Below are 16,138 nucleotides of genomic sequence, written 5' to 3' on the forward strand. Positions count from 1 at the left end.
GAATTTATTAACTTAATTATACGAACTAGCAACCAGCAACTGACAACATTCTCAAACTTAAGAACTCTCAACCCAAAATCATACTATTTAATCATCAGTTTCTGGCTATAAGACTTCATATCTCCCGATTTTATCATCAGATAATAAGCTCCCGGAGGAATTCCTGTAATATCAATACTGCCGTCATTTTCAATTTTCGCTTTCTCTAAAACTATTTTTCCTTCTATACTGGTCAGGTCTACGGTGCTGTTCTTGTCTGTAAGTCCTTCAATGAATACTTTTTCAGAAGCCGGGTTAGGATGGATGCTTATAGGATTAAATTCAGAAGTTTCGCCTGTTCCCAAGGTTCCGGTGGTGATTTTAAATATTTTTCCGCTGGTCACTGCTGCTACAAACAGTTCTTTCTGGGAATTCTGCCCGAACGTAGAGAAATTATTTCCTGCGCTGGCCGGACTCCATACTATAGAATTATCCGCATTCAGGATTCCGATCTGGGCAGAACAGTAATCGGCAAAGAAATATTTACCCTGAAGTGCAGGATACTGAGTTCCTCTGTACACATAGCCCCCGGTGATAGAGCATCTGCCTCCTGAATGATTGTACACTGCTATAGGGAAGGTCATTGTGCTCATGGCTGCACATCCTGCGGTATTATACGCATTGTTACCTTCATAACAGCGCCATCCGTAATTGATTCCTGCCTGTGTGATAGGCATTCTGTTAATTTCTTCAATTTGTCCCTGGCCTACATCAGCGATCATGACATTTCCAGTGGTTGTATCAAATGAAAATTTCCATGCATTTCTAAGTCCGTAAGACCAGATTTCATCAGCTCCGGTTACTAGAGTCCCTGCAAAAGGATTTCCTGGTGGGATATTATACGGTCCTGTGGCATTGACATCTATTCTTAACATTTTTCCCAGAAGTGAATTGATATTTTGAGAATTGTTGCCGGGATCTCCGCCACTTCCGCCATCTCCTGTTACTACCCAAAGATTCCCGTCGGGTGCAAAATGAATACTTCCGCCATTATGGTTGTCAAAAGGTTTTGGAATATTCAGAAGAATTTTTTCAGTGGTAGGATCGCCCAGATCCGGGTTTGTAGGGTTGACAGAATATCTCGCTACGATAATATTTCCTGCGGTGTTGTTGTAATACACAAAGAAATACCCGTTGGTTGCATATTGGGGATGAAACGCAAGACCCAGAAGGCCCCGCTCTCCGCCATAAAGAACTTTGGAACTGATGTTCATAAAATCAGCGCTGTTGATCGTTCCGTTGGGTTGGATGATCTTGATGATTCCGTCCTGCTGTACGACGAACAGGCGGGTGTCATTGGCATTCGTAATCTCAACGGGACTGGTAAGCCCGGACGCAAATTCCACTAAATTAATGCTCTGGGCATTAACGATTAAAGAAGAAAAGATGCAAAAGGTAAAAAATAGTTTTTTCATAATATTTTGATATTTAGTGTATTGATTAATGAATGAAAATTTTATACCAATCGGAATTTGAAAATTTCATTACGATAAGGAAGAAAAATTATTAAATCTTAAATAGAAATTAAAACCCCGATATATCTGAAAATAAACCATTTCTGCTGTTAAAAAATTCATAAAATAATAATAAAATCATTATATTTGCCGACTTAATTTAACGTAGTTATAACAAAATGCAAGGAAAAGGACTTATTACAATTGTTGCTATTGTACTAGGGTTAATTTGCTTAAATGAGCTATTACCAACTTGGTACGCCAGCAAAATTGAAAGGCAGGCGACTGCTGTTGCAGGAGACAATCCGGAAAAGTATCAGAAAGAAATCGCAAGACTTTCTAAAGATACTTTGAACCTGGGATTCACAAAACTTTATTACACTAAAGCCAAAGACAAGGAAATGAAACTTGGTCTTGACTTGAAAGGTGGGATCAACGTTCTTTTGGAAATTAACCAAAGAGACCTGGTGAATGATTTAACGAATTATTCCACCAATCCTGTTCTTATCGAGGCTTTAAACAAAACCGATGAAGTTCAGAAGAATTCTACAAAATCTTATATTGATAACTTCTTTGATCAGTTTGAAGCGATCAACAGAGCAAAAGGGACGAACCTTAAGCTTGCTGATCCTGAACTTTTCGGGAATACCAATTTATCAGAAATCAAGTACAATACTTCTGATGATCAGGTAAAAAGTATTATCAAGAGAAGAATTGATCTTTCTGTAGGTACAGCTTTCGAAGTAATCAGAACCAGAATCGACAAAATGGGTGCTGTGCAGCCAAACGTTCAGAGAGTACCTGGTACAGCTAGAATTTCTGTTGAAATGCCTGGTATGAAGGATATCGATAAAGTGAAGAAAATGCTTCAGACTTCCGCAAAACTTCAGTTCTGGGAAGTACAGCAGGTTCCTGAAATCGCTCCATATTTCCAGACATTGACTACAATGGTGGCAATAAAAGGTGATTCTATGGGAGTTGCGAAGAACACCAACTTCATGAATCTTTTAAACCTTGACAAATTAAGATCAAACGGTGTTGCAAGCGTAAAACTTTCTGATACAGCTGCTGTAAACAAAATTTTAAGCAGCAAAGTAGGTCAGTCATTACGTCCGGCTAACATTAAATATACACAGTTCATGTGGGGTTACAAGCCTGAAGGTACAGATACTGAAAGTTTAGTATTGTATGCCATCAGAGGTAACATCAACCAGAAAGCTCCTGTAGACGGCGCTGTTGAAACTGCAAGCATCAGCTATGATGAGTTGAGCAGAGTAGTAGTAGACATGCAGATGGATTCTAAAGGTGCTAAAGAATGGAAAACATTAACTGAGAAAAACGTAGGTAAACCGGTAGCGGTTACATTGGATGGCAGAGTATATACTGCACCAAACGTTGTAAATGCTATTCCTAACGGTAGAACTCAGATCTCGGGTAACTTCTCTCAGGAAGAAGCTAAAGAACTGGTAGACGTTTTAGGAGCGGGTAAATTACCTGCAGGAGCAAAAGTAGTTCAGGCTACCGTAGTAGGACCATCATTAGGACAGGAGTCTATTAATGCAGGGGTTATTTCATTTGCTATCGCATTTTTAATTATCATTGTGTATATCATTTTCTATTACGGTGGTGCAGGGGTGTACGCAGTAATTGCAATGATTGTCAACTTATTCTATATTTTCGGAATTATGGATTCCGGAGACTTTACCCTAACGCTTCCTGGTATCGCGGGTATTGTACTGACGATGGCCATGGCGGTGGATACGAACGTAATTATTTACGAAAGAACAAAAGAAGAACTATTTGCAGGCAAGAGCATTTTAGAAGCTTATAAAGATGGTTTCAAACATGCATTAAGTGCGATTGTTGATGGTCACTTAACGACATTATTGACAGCTGGTGTGCTTTTCTTATTCGGAACAGGACCTATTAAAGGATTTGCTCTGACATTAGGAATTGGTATCTTAATGACATTCTTTACTTCTGTATTGCTTTCAAGAGTAATGATCTTCTCAAGACTGAACAAAGGAAAACATCTTTCTGTTTGGACAGCTCCTACGAAGAACCTATTCAGAAATACATGGATCGATTTCATCGGAAAGAGAAAATATGCATACATTGTTTCAGGTATCTTAACAGTAATTTGTGTAGCATCTATCGCGATCCACGGATTCAAATATGGTATCGACTTTACTGGAGGTAGAAACTATGTGGTAAGATTTGATAAAGATGTAAATGCTGAAGATATCGAACAGAATTTAGTGAAAATATTCAAAACTGAAGACGGTAAAAACTCTTCTGTGGAAGCTAAAACTTTTGGAAACGACAGACAGCTGAAAATCTCTACAGACTACCTTATTGAAGATGAATCTTTAAAAGCTGACCAAACGGTAGAACAGAAATTATATGAAGGATTAAAAGCAAACTTACCTGTTAACACGACATTGCACGATTTCAAATCTGCAGATAAAGAACATGCAGGAATTATTTCTTCTGAAAAAGTAGGACCTACAGTAGCAGATGATATCCAGACTCATGGTATTCTTGCGGTAGTAGCTGCTTTAGCGGGGATCTTCATCTACATCTTACTTAGATTTAGAAAATGGCAATTCTCATTGGGTGCTGTTGTGGCACTATTCCATGATGCGGTAATTATTTTAGGGGCTTATTCATTGCTTCACAAATTTATGCCGTTCAACATGGAGATCAATCAGGATTTCGTTGCAGCGATTCTTACGGTATTGGGTTACTCAATCAATGATACCGTTATTATCTTCGATAGAATTAGAGAGTATTTAAGAGAGAAGAAAGCGTTAACATTAGCTGGATTATTTGATGACTCTATCTCAAGTACATTGGGTAGAACATTCAACACTTCATTCACAACGATTCTTGTAATCTTAGCAATCTTCATCTTCGGTGGTGATAACTTAAGAGGATTTATGTTTGCGATGTTAATCGGTATTGGATTCGGTACCTATTCATCTATCTTTATTGCATCGGCTATCGCGTATGACTTCCTTAAGACAGGAAAAGAAGACGAGGTACACGGCAAAACGACAAGTACAAAAGAAGTACTTGCTTCAAAATAAGACCAACTACAATAAATAAGTAAAGACCGTTTCGAAAGAAGCGGTCTTTTTTTGTGAGGTTTGAGGGCTTCTGGGTCACGAGATTTGTGTTTAAAAAAATTAATATGTAAAGTTCAAAGTTTGAATTTATATTTACCAGTCCAAATCTGAAATCTGATGTCTATCGTCTGGTGTCTGATGTCTAGTATCTTGACTCTTGATTCCCAACTAAACCCCACAATTTAGAATCATTATATTTCAGATTTGATTAATTTTGCACCACTATGGAAAACTCAAGGAAAAAAGCAGCCATCGGCTTTATATTTATTACTCTGCTCATCGACATTACAGGATGGGGAATCATTATTCCTGTAGTTCCCAAATTAATTGAGGAACTGATTCATGCCGATATCAGTGAAGCTGCGAAATATGGTGGCTGGCTTGGTTTTGCCTACGCATTTACTCAGTTTATCTTTTCTCCGGTCGTAGGAAACCTAAGTGACAAATACGGAAGGAGACCTATTATTCTGATCTCGCTTTTCGGTTTTGCAGTAGATTATATTTTCCTTGCGCTTGCACCAACCATTTGGTGGCTCTTTCTCGGAAGAGTCATCGCTGGCCTAACAGGAGCCAGTGTAACAACGGCAAGTGCTTATATTGCAGATATTTCTACTGATGAAGACAGAGCTAAAAACTTCGGTCTTATCGGAGCTGCTTTTGGTCTAGGATTTATTATAGGACCTGTATTAGGTGGACTTCTTGGACATTATGGGGCTAGAGTGCCTTTCTATGCGGCGGCAGGATTATGTTTTTTAAATTTCCTTTACGGGTACTTTGTTCTTCCTGAGAGTTTAGATAAAGATAAAAGGAGAGAATTCGACTGGAAACGTGCCAATCCTATCGGTTCATTTAAATTTTTAGGTAAACACCCGGAAATTTCAGGATTGATCTTTGCCCTTATTTTAATTTATATTGCAGGCCATGCCGTACAGAGCAACTGGAGCTTTTTTACCATGTATAAATTCAATTGGACAGAAAAGATGGTTGGTTTATCATTGGGAGTTGTAGGCGCTTTAGTAGGTCTGGTACAGGGTGTTCTGATCCGTTGGACAACTCCGAGGCTAGGTGAACAGAAAAGTATTTATTACGGATTGGCGCTGTATGCATTGGGAATGCTTCTGTTTGCTTTTGCAACAGAGGGCTGGATGATGTTTGCCTTCCTGGTTCCTTACTGTTTGGGAGGAATCTGTGGACCTGCGCTTCAGTCGGTGATCACGAAAAGTGTTCCATCTAATGAACAGGGTGAACTTCAGGGTGCACTGACCAGTTTAATGAGTGCCACTTCCATCGTAGGACCGCCATTGATGACCAATCTGTTTTACTTCTTTACCCATGATGAAGCGCCTTTTGAGTTTTCAGGAGCACCGTTCTTCCTGGCGTTTATTTTAATGGCCATAAGTGTGGTAATGACCTATTATGCGTTTCAGAAAAAAAATAAAAGACTGATCAAAAAACTCTAATTATTTTAAATTAAACAGATCGTATGAGCCGTATTCCCCAATATAAACCTGATGATTTCAAACCCATCCTGGATATAGATTGGGAGGAAAAGAGTACGGCAAAAAAAGAACTGAATGAGTTTTTTATAGAACCTCTACAGATACTTAAGGATGCCAAAACTCCTTCCCAGCCGCACCGGAAAACGGTCAATGATTTTATATTCATCAGGAAGGGGAGTGTAGAAAAAATGGTATGTTCAAGCCTGTTTGATGTGAAGGAAGGAATGATCATGCTCCTTCCTCCGCATAAGATCCGGACATTTATCCATAACACACCCGATTTGGAAGGATTTTACTGTCACTTTTCCAATGACTTCATCGCAGACGGCCCGGGTTTGAAGTATTTACATGACATATTGAACCACGCTGATATTATCTATGATCCAACTCTGTTTCTTGATCAGGAACATCGTGAGCGGATTTTTGTGATTCTTCAGCAGATGGAATCTTTGTATCAGCAGAACCGGAATCTGGATCTTATCCGTTTGTATCTTTTTACTCTGTTGGGAGAAATCCGGCATTTTATAGAAAAACTTCCACGCCATGATCTTTCAGTGAATGAAACGTTGGTTTTTCGTTTCCGGAAGCTGATCACTAGTCAGATTCAGAATTTACATTCGGTGAAAGAATATGCGGACCTTCTCAGTGTTTCTCCTAATCATCTCAATAAAACGATAAAAAATACAACAGGCAAAACGGCTTCAGAAATTATCAATGAGTCTTTATTAATGGAAGCAAAAGCCCTGTTATCGCTGCCCCATCTTTCTGTCTCAGAAATTGCCTTTGCTTTAGGCGTTGACGATGTTTCCTACTTTTCACGATTTTTCAAAAAACACAGCGGGATGAGCCCTTCCGATTACCGAAAAGGGATTGATTTGTCCTGATAATCGATTTATATGTTCTAACCATCTTCTCCTGTAATCCGGAATTTTGCGGATATAATTGATCACGGTTAAAACATGAAAAAAATAATTCTTTTCGCAGCAGGACTGTTTCCGCTGCTGTTTAATTCCCAGACCCATATCCCGGCTTCCAATCCGCCGGTATCATTTGAAGCCTTAGCCGGGAATAAAGGATTTGCTTCACAGATGACGGTAAATAAAGCATTTGAAGGAAGCAAAAGACTCGGTTTCTTCAGTGTGGCCAATATCTCTTCGAAATGGGATGAGAACAATTCCAAAGATGCCATGATCCAGGCCAATCTGACCTTTGAGGTTCTCAAAAATCTTCGTTTGGTGGGAGGTTCTCACTACACGCCTAATACAGGCCTCCGACCGACTGCCGGCTTTATGTATGCTAAAAATTTTAATGATTTCTTACTGATTGTCAATCCAAGGTTTATAGGGTTTTCCAAAAGCAGCATTGCCGAAGGTTTTGTCATGATAGAGTACAAGCCTAAAATCAGTGAAAACTGGAAAGGATATTCCCGCATCCAGGGGCTGTATTCCGAAACGATAAAAGACGGTGAACATGCCCGGAGTTATCTGATGCTTAGAGCGGGAGTGAGTTATAAAACCATCAGTTTTGGTGCAGGAGTCAACTTCGACAGCTACGGACCTTTTAAAGAAAGTAAGCATAATTACGGGGTATTTGCGGCAGCAAGATTATTTAACTAGACCCCAATTTTATACAATCATTTAATTTTTTTACTATGAAAGATTTATTTTTTAAAACGAATGATACATGGACAGGGACTGTTCTCAGATGGACATTAAGCATCATCTTTATCCCACACGGACTTCAGAAAATGTTCGGACTTTTCGGTGGAATGGGATTCAGCAAAACACTGGAGATTTTTACACACGATCTGCATCTCCCGTTTGCAGCGGCTTTGACGGTAATTATGGTAGAATTTTTAGGCTCATTCCTTTTGTTAGTGGGTTGGGCAGCCAGATTTTGGGCGCTATTATTTATTGGACTCATGATTGGCATTATGATAACCGCTCATATTCAGAACGGGTTTTTTATGAACTGGTTCGGAACTCAGAAAGGAGAGGGTTGTCAGTTTGATATTCTGGTAATCGGAATGGCCGTTGCTCTTTTATTTGAAGGCGCAGGAAGAATATCAGTAGATGGATGGTTATTTAACCGGAAAAATGGATAATAATCAAAGGCTATAAGCTAATAAAACAGGGAAGCCATTACAGCTTCCCCGTCTTCTATTGAAAAATATAATAATGTGTTCAGAGTTTTTACGGATAAAGTGATTTTGTTCCGTTGCTTACTACATTGCTTCCCAATCCGGAAAACGATACAGAGAAATTATTGGAATTAAAGCTTAAAGAACCTGTAGGGGTACATAATCCAAGCGCATATCTACATTGTCCGTAGGCGCCGGTTCTCTTCGTAACTTTACTTTCACTTTTTGCTTTTCCTAAGCTGATATTCCCCCAGTCGCTCACGTCTACATTAGAAACCGTAGAACCGGAATAATAGATCGTGATCTGATACCCGACTTCTCCTCTTTTAGAACCCCAAAGCCATTTTGCAGTCCACCATTCTTTGAACCATTTTGAAGCCACCTTCGCCTGAGCATCGGTAGGAGAAACTTCAGTAGTTCCTCTGGCATCCATCATCACAAGTCCGGCAAATACATTATCCCAGATAATGCCCGACTCATTATAGAAACAAAGAGAAGTGAATTGCTCTCCTTTATGAGTCCATGAAATTTCAAGAACGTCAGTTCCTGTTTTAATTTGCTCTGAAGCCGCTTCTTTAAGACCTTTTTGAGCCTCAACGAGTTGATCTCCGGAGAATAATGCTCCTATTTTTCCCACTTTTACAGTTTCCGGAGCCAGAATATTTCCTTCTGCTGTAAACTGATCTCTGTCAGAAATTAATTCCTGAGAGATGTCTATTCCTTTTTGAGTTGACAGTTTTCCTAGAACTGTGATTCCTGTGATTTGCAGGTCATTGTTCAGATACTGTTCAAGATTTTTCTTGGAATCGTTAATTTGTGTCTGAACATTCTCCGGAACAACCTTCAATCCGGGTGTAATTTCCTTTTTCAGATCAGCAGATGATACCTTAGAGGCAACAGGTTCCTGCATGATTTCACTGTTTTCATTCTGACAGGCAGTAAGCGTAAGTACCGATATCACGGCAAAAAGCTTGAAAGTAGTAACAAGTTTTTTCATAGTAAATATTTAATGATTTTGTGTGTAATAAATATAAAGAAATATATCATAACTCCCATTTATTTGAATTAAATATTTGTTAACTGAAAGTTGTGGAGAGGTTAAGGGGAGAGGACAAGATGCTAGATGTCAGATTTCAGACACGAGACATGAGACTTTAAGACTGATGTCAATGGTGAATTTTGCTTCGCAAGTGAATGGTGAATTTTAAAAACCAAGATGCTAGATGTCAGATACGAGACATGAGATTTTGGTGCAGAGGTCAATGGTAAATTTTGCTTCGCAAGTGAATGGTGAATTTTTATAGTAGACGTGAGATTTCAGATATATGAACGGTGGCTTCGGGTACCTTAGCCACCAGATATTACGCTCCTGATTGAATATTCTAATGAATAAGTGATATTTCAAATGGTGGCTGAGGCACTCGAAGCCACCATCACCTATAAACCCAATTTACACTAAGACTCTCAAACCCTCAAACTCATAAACGTTCCAACTCAAAACCCTTGAACAGGTAACCCGAAACCCACACCTCGCCCCCAAAATCTTAAAATTTGTTTAAAATTTTAGTTTACTGTAAATAAATAGTATAAACTTTCGTAATTTTACCCCATGGAATTAAGCATTGGAGAAATGGCATTGATCGCAGTGGCGATTGTTGTATTATTCGGTCCGGATAAACTTCCTCAGATAGCACGTGACTTAGGGGCGGGCGTTAGAAAGATGCGCGGTGCAGTGGAAGACATTAAAACTGAGATCATGAAAGAAACTGATAACCCGGTTTCCGAGATCAAGCGTGAAATTGAGAAGGTAAAAGATGCGGCAAAAGACTTCAATCCCATGAAGGATATTGAAAAAGATATCGTCACAGAACCTTCGACTACTAATGAACCTCCAAAAATAAAGCCTGCCGACGACGAAACCTACGAAGGGCCTGTAAGCAGATAATTCATGGAGGAAATCATTCAGGAGGACAAAAAGGTTTTTCTATACCTTAATAATTTGGGCGATACTTCCTTCGACCAGCTGTGGATGCTGATTTCCAGCACATGGATCTGGGTACCGCTTTATATTATATTTCTTTACTTTTTATACAAAAACTATAAACTAAAATCTTTAGTTTTCATCCTTATATTCATTGCACTTGGAGCTACGGTTTCAGATCAGCTGGCCAGTGTTTTCAAATATGGAGTGGCCAGGCTGCGGCCCTGCCATGATCCGAGTCTGGAACATTATATGAGGATTGTGAAGTGCGGCGGACAGTACGGGTTTTATTCTGCCCATGCGTCCAATACCTTCTTTCTGGCAGCTTATTTAAGTATTTTATTGAAAAAGAAGCTCAATTGGTTTCCATATGCTATATTTGTATGGGCTGTAGTAGTTTCTTATAGCCGAATATATTTAGGAGTTCATTTCCCGATAGATATTTTGGTGGGGGCGTTTGTTGGATCTTTATTGGGAGTGATATTTGGAGTACTCGCCAAAAAAGTCATCAACAAACAAACTATAACTTCATGAAAAAAACTTTATTACTGACAGCATTCTTATGCTCCTCATTCAGCCTTTACGCACAGGACAAAAAAACAGCCGAAGAATGCTTCAAAAAAGCAGACTATAAATGCGCTGAAGAACAATACACCAAACTGGCAGAGAAAGAGCAGATTCAGAAATATCAGTCTGAATATTACAACAGTCTGGGGACAGCCCAAAGAAGACTGGGAAAAACTACACTGGCTTTGAGGTCGTATGATTCAGCTTTAAAGGCTAATCCTTTGTCGGCTCCGGTGTATGCCAATCTCGCTTCATTAAACAGCCAGAAGGGAAATAAAGCCAAAGCACTGGAATACATTGCAAAAGGTCTCACCATCGATGCTGAGAATCCTGAATTTTATCTTACCCGTTCCAAAATTTATGACAGCCAGGGAAAAAAAGATCTTGCTTTAAATGATCTGAAGCAAATTTTAACCTTTGCTCCCGATAATATTTACGCCAAAACAGGACTGGCTAATCTGAAGAAAAATAACGGCGATCTGGACGGTGCTTTAAAAGATTACAATCAGCTGATCTCTGAAAAACCGGAATCACTTCTCTACAACGGAAGGGCAGATGTTTATTTCAAAATGAAAAAGTCTAAAGAAGCCCTTACGGATGTGAATAAAGCCATTTCCATTGATCCGAAATTTGCTCATTCTTACGTAACCAAAGCATTGATTTTATTCGATACGGCAAAACCTAAAGAAGCCTGTGAAAACCTTGACCGTGCCGTCAATTTAGGCTATGAAAAGGCTATTTTAGCAGATTATTATATGAAGTGTGTTGCAAAACCAAAATAAATTAATAGTTCCTACTATTTTTAAACCCATTAAGAAAGATATATAGATGTTGAATATTGTTCTTGTAGAACCCGAAATACCCAACAATACAGGTAACATAGGACGATTATGTGTAGGGACAGAAAGTAAATTACACCTGGTTCATCCATTTGGATTTGTCATCAATGATAAAAACCTGAAACGGTCCGGTTTGGATTATTGGGTGCATCTTGATGTTTCAGAATATGCCAATGTGGAGGAATGGATCAATAGTATTCCGGACCCTTCCCGTGTTTTCTTAATGAGTTCACATGCTGAAAAATCCTATCTGGAAAATGAATTTCAGGATGGTGATTGGCTGGTGTTCGGTAAGGAAAGTGTAGGTTTGAGTAAAGACGTTCTGGATAGTTTTGAGAATCATCTTACCATACCGATGTCAAAACTGATCCGAAGCTTTAATATTGCCAATTCCGTTGCTTTTGTAATTGGTGAAGCAAAAAGGCAGATTGGTTTAAAATTTTAAATATCCATTCTGAAACCCAGAAAAGTTTTAATCATTATGATAAGGCTTTTCCTGCAGGATCTCTTTAAAAATAAATTTATTGAGATTTAAAATATCTTTAGCCAAAATTCATGTATTAAACTTTTCGAGTTTAGTATAATTACTTCCTATCATAAATAAACAACATATTGAGAGAAAAACACTTCGATCTCTTTCTGTTTTTTGAATTGATCAATTAGGACTTTAGTCTTTGTGATTAGCTCGTATTTTCAATAAACGAAAATAATTTTGATATCTTTTGTTATAAATATTCGTCCTATTTCGATACATTTTCAAATCCTTTTCCTTTACAATCTCTATCAGAATTTATGGAGTTGAACTCTATTAAAGCGATAGGGATAGTTAATGATGAATCAAATATTTTAGTTTGAAAAATTAAATTGTAAAATTTTCAAATTCAGATATTTTAGTCACTTCTTTAAGAATTAATTTGTAGTTTAGCTCAAAACTATGTGTAATTTATATATTAATAATCAAAATTTCATTTTTTTTAATAATTTGAGTAATTTTTATACTGCACTACAGATATTATTTTTATTTTAAATCACTAAACAACTAGAAGTATGATGCCTGACTAAATTTTAATACAACCAATATATACTAAAAACTAATGATGACACATGAAAAACTAATTAAATTACTAAAGAATTATGGAGAAATTTCCAAGGAAGACGAAATTGACATAGCAGCTAAATTTATATTTCAAAAAACTAAGAAAAAAGAAATATTAGTGGGACAAAACTCTTCGTGTAATAAACTTTTCTTTGTAATAGAAGGATTTATAAGGGCATATTCCATTAATGACAAAGGAAACGAGGTTACCAGAATGATAGCCTGGGAGGGTAACTTTTTAACTGATATTGTTGGATTCAGGGATCAGAATATCAATCAGGAAATAATCGAAAGTCTTACAGATTCATTTTTGCTATTCATTACAAAGAATAATTTTGATTCACTGTTAAATTCATCTGAAAATTTTAAAAAGATTTATATCAAAGTGCTTGAAGAATATAGTAATATGCATATGAAAAAACTTCAGCTCATCAATATTGTTGATATTTCCCTTAAAATGAAATACTTTAAGGAACATTTTCCTGATCTGGTATTTAAATTAAATGATAAAATTTTAGCTTCTTTTCTGTCAATTTCCAGAGAAACTTTAGTGAGGCATAAAAAAATTTGGTGATGAATTCAATAAAGTGTGATTTAAATCATACTTTATTTGATATTTGTTAAATATGTTTGTGTCGTTATAATATCCATTATTAGTACTAATTGTGATTCTCGGGTTTTCTTTTGAACCTTTAAAAAAATCAACAGATAGTGAGATTATGCGAACACGATAAAATTTGTATAGGGTCATTTTAACGTTCAAGACCAAAGGAACAAAAAATTAATATGTCATGAAAAAAATAATCTTTTTAAGCGCAGGTGTTTTATCACTTATGTTAATGTCTTTTACAGGCGACAAAGAAAAAGTAATTGAAAGTGATGGAAAAACAATTTTAATTAAAGACACCAGTAAAATCTCTGAAGCTGATTTGAAAAAACTAGGAGAATTAGTGGTTGGATGGACATTCTGTGATACACAGGGTATAAGCAATGAATGCAAAACCAAATCTTTAAACCACCCTGATGTGCCCGTACAACAAGCACAATTGCAAAAAATAATTGACAAATATAACAGATAGTTCAAGATTTGTAAGATATGTAAGTTCCTTGCATTTTTATGTGAGGAACTTTTTTTACAACTGATAAAATGAAATATATTAACATAACCATATTTGTGATAATCATTACAAAATTGATCATAAACGGGATTAGCTCAACCACTGAAGGCTTTTGTACATTTTATGATTATGAAAGAAATGAGGCAACAAAAAAAATAGCAGATGTCAATGATATAGGCCATTATTTTTGGTATTACACAGGCTTTAACACCGGGTATGGTTTCTTTGCACCCAATGTTTCCAGTGATTTCATTATTCTTACAAAATATAATGAAGGATCTTTTGTAAGTTCTGGTTTCTTACAGACCAGAGAAGGGAAATTAAGATTTCTAAATGCAAACGGTATTTTTTTAGAGAATATCAAAAATGGATGGTCTCCAAAAAATAAGGAAAAAATAAGCTACAATAAAGCAGTACTGAAACAAATAAATGCATCATTTAGAAAAAAACATAATATAAATGATTGTGAGACAAAAGTCTATCTTTATGATTTTCCGAGGCTTTATAGTTCTGATAAGAGGATTAATTTAATACCAATAGACAGTGTTAGATAGCGTACAGGAAAAATTTAAACTGAAGGAAATTTTCTATAATCCGGAGTTTATCTTATTTTTCAGGGTTTCCATAGGAATGGTGATCCTGTTGCATTTTATTTCTTACTGGCAGGATTTTGATTTGTTATATGGGAAGAACAGCATTATCCCGATTGAGCTTAACAGAGCTTATGAAGGCACAAAATATTTTACCACAACAGATATATTATTATTTTTAGAAAAGTATTTCACCTATAATTCTTCGGTACTTATTTTTAAAGGTACTTTTGTTGCTTTATGCATTTGTATCATTTTAGGTTTTTACAGCAGGGCTTCCGCTTTGCTTTTACTTTTTCTTCAGATATCCGTTGTTAAATCAGGCATACAGTTTTCCTATGGAGCAGATTATTTTGAAAGTATGTCTTTATTTTATATTATTTTCTTTCCTTCAGATATCAGATTTTCTCAGTTAAATACAAAAACAAGAGATTTTACTATTTTCAAAAGAACCATTCAGTGGCATTTATGTATCTCTTATTTTTTTTCAGGTTTTGATAAAATATTGGGATTCAATTGGTGGAATGGAGAATCAATCTGGAAAGCATCCCATTTGCCGAATTTTACAAGATATATTGAACTGAATTCTATAACAGATAATCCCATAGTTTATATTATATTGGGATGGATAACCCTAATAATAGAAATATTTTATCCGTTATTTATCAATATAAATCATACCAGGAAAGTATGGTTATTTTTAACTATAGGAATGCATGTAGGCATAATAGTACTTTTTAACCTGTATTTTTTTGCCTCAATAATGATTATCTGGAACCTTACAGCTTATTATTTTAATTATTACGATGATGAAAAAGTTTAAACTACTAATCTTTATAGTACTGATTTCCAATGTTCTTTTTTCCCAAAATTATAAAGTTATTTATGATATAGCTTGGAAACCGTCTATAGAAAATAAAACTTTGGTGAACGATTTGGGAGTTTTAATTATCAATCAGTCAAAATCTTTTTTTAGCGGGTATGAAAATTTCAGAGATGATTCTTTGAAATCTTCTGTTGTTAAAAAATTTATTGAGGGAACCCAAAAAGGTAATCTGAGATTTCCGGAAGCAAGAAATAAATCAAGATTTCAAAAAGTAATTTTTAAAAACCTGTCGAATGATAGTCTTACACAGGAAGAAAAATTTTTTGTGACATCATTTCATATTAATTTTAACTGCAAAATGAATTGGAAGATGGAAAAAGATGAACCAAAAAATTATTTTGGATATACCTGTAAGAAAGCTACGTTAAATTTCGGAGGCAGGAAATGGACAGCATGGTATACTACAGAGATCCCGATCTCAGACGGGCCATATAAATTTCATGGTTTGCCAGGATTAATATTATCTATATCTGATAACAAAGGCGAATATGATTTTCATATAAAAGCAATAATAAAAGAGACTAATGACCTTCAATATAGAAGTTTCGGGCTACCTAAGCCTATAAAATTATCTTCTGAAAAATGGTTCGCTTATTATGAAAAATATAAAAAACAACCTTCAATAGTTTATGAAAACATTAATAGTGAAACTACTACTTATGTGATTAATGGGAAAGAAATAGGACGTAATGAGAAAAATGATTATGATATAAGGCAAAAGAAATATTTATTAGAAAATAATAATGAAATAGAAATTGTCAATACCTGTAAGTAATACTTTAGTTTCTGGTCTTGTTATGA

General features: G+C 36.2%; 16 protein-coding genes. 14 read left to right on the forward strand and 2 right to left on the reverse strand.

Translation table 11 applies throughout. The annotated features are described in order from the left end of the window. Positions 1-83: 83 nt before the first annotated feature. A complete protein-coding gene (locus BUA72_RS11735; RefSeq protein ID WP_072923031.1) occupies positions 84-1,454 on the reverse strand; it encodes a PQQ-dependent sugar dehydrogenase in 1,371 nt (456 codons plus the stop codon). 218 nt (positions 1,455-1,672) lie between these two features. Between BUA72_RS11735 and secD the strand changes: the two genes are divergently transcribed. From secD to BUA72_RS11760, 5 genes are all read left to right on the forward strand, one after another. After that, positions 1,673-4,582, forward strand: a complete 2,910-nt coding sequence (secD, locus tag BUA72_RS11740; RefSeq protein ID WP_072923032.1) for a protein translocase subunit SecD — start codon at positions 1,673-1,675, stop codon at positions 4,580-4,582. A 263-nt stretch (positions 4,583-4,845) separates the two neighbouring features. Continuing rightward, positions 4,846-6,081, forward strand: coding sequence for a TCR/Tet family MFS transporter (locus BUA72_RS11745; protein ID WP_072923033.1), 1,236 nt, complete (start codon positions 4,846-4,848; stop codon positions 6,079-6,081). A 23-nt stretch (positions 6,082-6,104) separates the two neighbouring features. Further along, positions 6,105-7,004 carry a helix-turn-helix domain-containing protein gene (locus BUA72_RS11750; protein ID WP_072923034.1) on the forward strand — a complete coding sequence of 300 codons (900 nt, stop codon included), beginning with the start codon at positions 6,105-6,107 and terminating at the stop codon, positions 7,002-7,004. 75 nt (positions 7,005-7,079) lie between these two features. After that, positions 7,080-7,736, forward strand: coding sequence for a hypothetical protein (locus BUA72_RS11755; protein WP_072923035.1), 657 nt, complete (start codon positions 7,080-7,082; stop codon positions 7,734-7,736). A 35-nt stretch (positions 7,737-7,771) separates the two neighbouring features. After that, entirely contained in the window at positions 7,772-8,224 is a 453-nt protein-coding gene (locus tag BUA72_RS11760; protein WP_072923036.1) for a DoxX family protein, read from the forward strand. A gap of 88 nt (positions 8,225-8,312) precedes the next feature. Here the strand turns inward: BUA72_RS11760 and BUA72_RS11765 are convergent, their stop codons facing one another. Beyond that, complete coding sequence (locus BUA72_RS11765) at positions 8,313-9,257, reverse strand: hypothetical protein (RefSeq protein ID WP_072923037.1); 945 nt, start codon at positions 9,255-9,257, stop codon at positions 8,313-8,315. A gap of 612 nt (positions 9,258-9,869) precedes the next feature. On the opposite strand from BUA72_RS11765, the gene BUA72_RS11770 reads away from it, so the two are divergent. The 9 genes from BUA72_RS11770 to BUA72_RS11810 all read left to right on the forward strand — a co-directional run bounded on the left by BUA72_RS11770 (position 9,870) and on the right by BUA72_RS11810 (position 16,112). Then, the gene (locus BUA72_RS11770; protein WP_072923038.1) at positions 9,870-10,205 is read left to right on the forward strand and encodes a Sec-independent protein translocase subunit TatA/TatB; all 336 of its coding nucleotides are present in this window, start codon (positions 9,870-9,872) and stop codon (positions 10,203-10,205) included. Positions 10,206-10,208: 3 nt separating this feature from the next. Next, entirely contained in the window at positions 10,209-10,775 is a 567-nt protein-coding gene (locus BUA72_RS11775; protein ID WP_047455964.1) for a phosphatase PAP2 family protein, read from the forward strand. Further along, positions 10,772-11,590, forward strand: a complete 819-nt coding sequence (locus tag BUA72_RS11780; RefSeq protein WP_072923039.1) for a tetratricopeptide repeat protein — start codon at positions 10,772-10,774, stop codon at positions 11,588-11,590. The genes BUA72_RS11775 and BUA72_RS11780 overlap by 4 nt, the downstream gene beginning before the upstream one ends. A gap of 46 nt (positions 11,591-11,636) precedes the next feature. Continuing rightward, positions 11,637-12,092: a tRNA (cytidine(34)-2'-O)-methyltransferase gene (locus BUA72_RS11785; RefSeq protein WP_072923040.1), complete on the forward strand. Its 456-nt coding sequence runs from the start codon at positions 11,637-11,639 to the stop codon at positions 12,090-12,092. Between the two features lie 649 nt (positions 12,093-12,741). Then, the gene (locus tag BUA72_RS11790; RefSeq protein WP_047455967.1) at positions 12,742-13,317 is read left to right on the forward strand and encodes a Crp/Fnr family transcriptional regulator; all 576 of its coding nucleotides are present in this window, start codon (positions 12,742-12,744) and stop codon (positions 13,315-13,317) included. Positions 13,318-13,534: 217 nt separating this feature from the next. Continuing rightward, positions 13,535-13,822 (forward strand): hypothetical protein, encoded by a 288-nt coding sequence (locus BUA72_RS11795; RefSeq protein ID WP_131797321.1) that lies wholly within the window; start codon positions 13,535-13,537, stop codon positions 13,820-13,822. Between the two features lie 68 nt (positions 13,823-13,890). Next, positions 13,891-14,415: a hypothetical protein gene (locus tag BUA72_RS11800; RefSeq protein ID WP_047455969.1), complete on the forward strand. Its 525-nt coding sequence runs from the start codon at positions 13,891-13,893 to the stop codon at positions 14,413-14,415. Further along, complete coding sequence (locus BUA72_RS11805) at positions 14,405-15,274, forward strand: hypothetical protein (protein WP_072923041.1); 870 nt, start codon at positions 14,405-14,407, stop codon at positions 15,272-15,274. Before BUA72_RS11800 ends, BUA72_RS11805 begins: the two co-directional genes overlap by 11 nt. After that, the gene (locus BUA72_RS11810) at positions 15,261-16,112 is read left to right on the forward strand and encodes a GLPGLI family protein (protein ID WP_072923042.1); all 852 of its coding nucleotides are present in this window, start codon (positions 15,261-15,263) and stop codon (positions 16,110-16,112) included. The genes BUA72_RS11805 and BUA72_RS11810 overlap by 14 nt, the downstream gene beginning before the upstream one ends. Positions 16,113-16,138 lie beyond the last annotated feature (26 nt).

It is taken from the genome of Chryseobacterium sp. OV279 (genome assembly GCF_900128945.1).
Taxonomy (GTDB): Bacteria; Bacteroidota; Bacteroidia; order Flavobacteriales; family Weeksellaceae; genus Chryseobacterium.

What these genes read in the sequence shown, in the direction of transcription:
- BUA72_RS11735 (WP_072923031.1), bottom strand. Translation starts at nt 1,454, where the DNA reads ATGAAAAAACTATTTTTTACCTTTTGCATCTTTTCTTCTTTAATCGTT.
- secD (WP_072923032.1), top strand. Translation starts at nt 1,673, where the DNA reads ATGCAAGGAAAAGGACTTATTACAATTGTTGCTATTGTACTAGGGTTA.
- BUA72_RS11745 (WP_072923033.1), top strand. Translation starts at nt 4,846, where the DNA reads ATGGAAAACTCAAGGAAAAAAGCAGCCATCGGCTTTATATTTATTACT.
- BUA72_RS11750 (WP_072923034.1), top strand. Translation starts at nt 6,105, where the DNA reads ATGAGCCGTATTCCCCAATATAAACCTGATGATTTCAAACCCATCCTG.
- BUA72_RS11755 (WP_072923035.1), top strand. Translation starts at nt 7,080, where the DNA reads ATGAAAAAAATAATTCTTTTCGCAGCAGGACTGTTTCCGCTGCTGTTT.
- BUA72_RS11760 (WP_072923036.1), top strand. Translation starts at nt 7,772, where the DNA reads ATGAAAGATTTATTTTTTAAAACGAATGATACATGGACAGGGACTGTT.
- BUA72_RS11765 (WP_072923037.1), bottom strand. Translation starts at nt 9,257, where the DNA reads ATGAAAAAACTTGTTACTACTTTCAAGCTTTTTGCCGTGATATCGGTA.
- BUA72_RS11770 (WP_072923038.1), top strand. Translation starts at nt 9,870, where the DNA reads ATGGAATTAAGCATTGGAGAAATGGCATTGATCGCAGTGGCGATTGTT.
- BUA72_RS11775 (WP_047455964.1), top strand. Translation starts at nt 10,209, where the DNA reads ATGGAGGAAATCATTCAGGAGGACAAAAAGGTTTTTCTATACCTTAAT.
- BUA72_RS11780 (WP_072923039.1), top strand. Translation starts at nt 10,772, where the DNA reads ATGAAAAAAACTTTATTACTGACAGCATTCTTATGCTCCTCATTCAGC.
- BUA72_RS11785 (WP_072923040.1), top strand. Translation starts at nt 11,637, where the DNA reads ATGTTGAATATTGTTCTTGTAGAACCCGAAATACCCAACAATACAGGT.
- BUA72_RS11790 (WP_047455967.1), top strand. Translation starts at nt 12,742, where the DNA reads ATGATGACACATGAAAAACTAATTAAATTACTAAAGAATTATGGAGAA.
- BUA72_RS11795 (WP_131797321.1), top strand. Translation starts at nt 13,535, where the DNA reads ATGAAAAAAATAATCTTTTTAAGCGCAGGTGTTTTATCACTTATGTTA.
- BUA72_RS11800 (WP_047455969.1), top strand. Translation starts at nt 13,891, where the DNA reads ATGAAATATATTAACATAACCATATTTGTGATAATCATTACAAAATTG.
- BUA72_RS11810 (WP_072923042.1), top strand. Translation starts at nt 15,261, where the DNA reads ATGAAAAAGTTTAAACTACTAATCTTTATAGTACTGATTTCCAATGTT.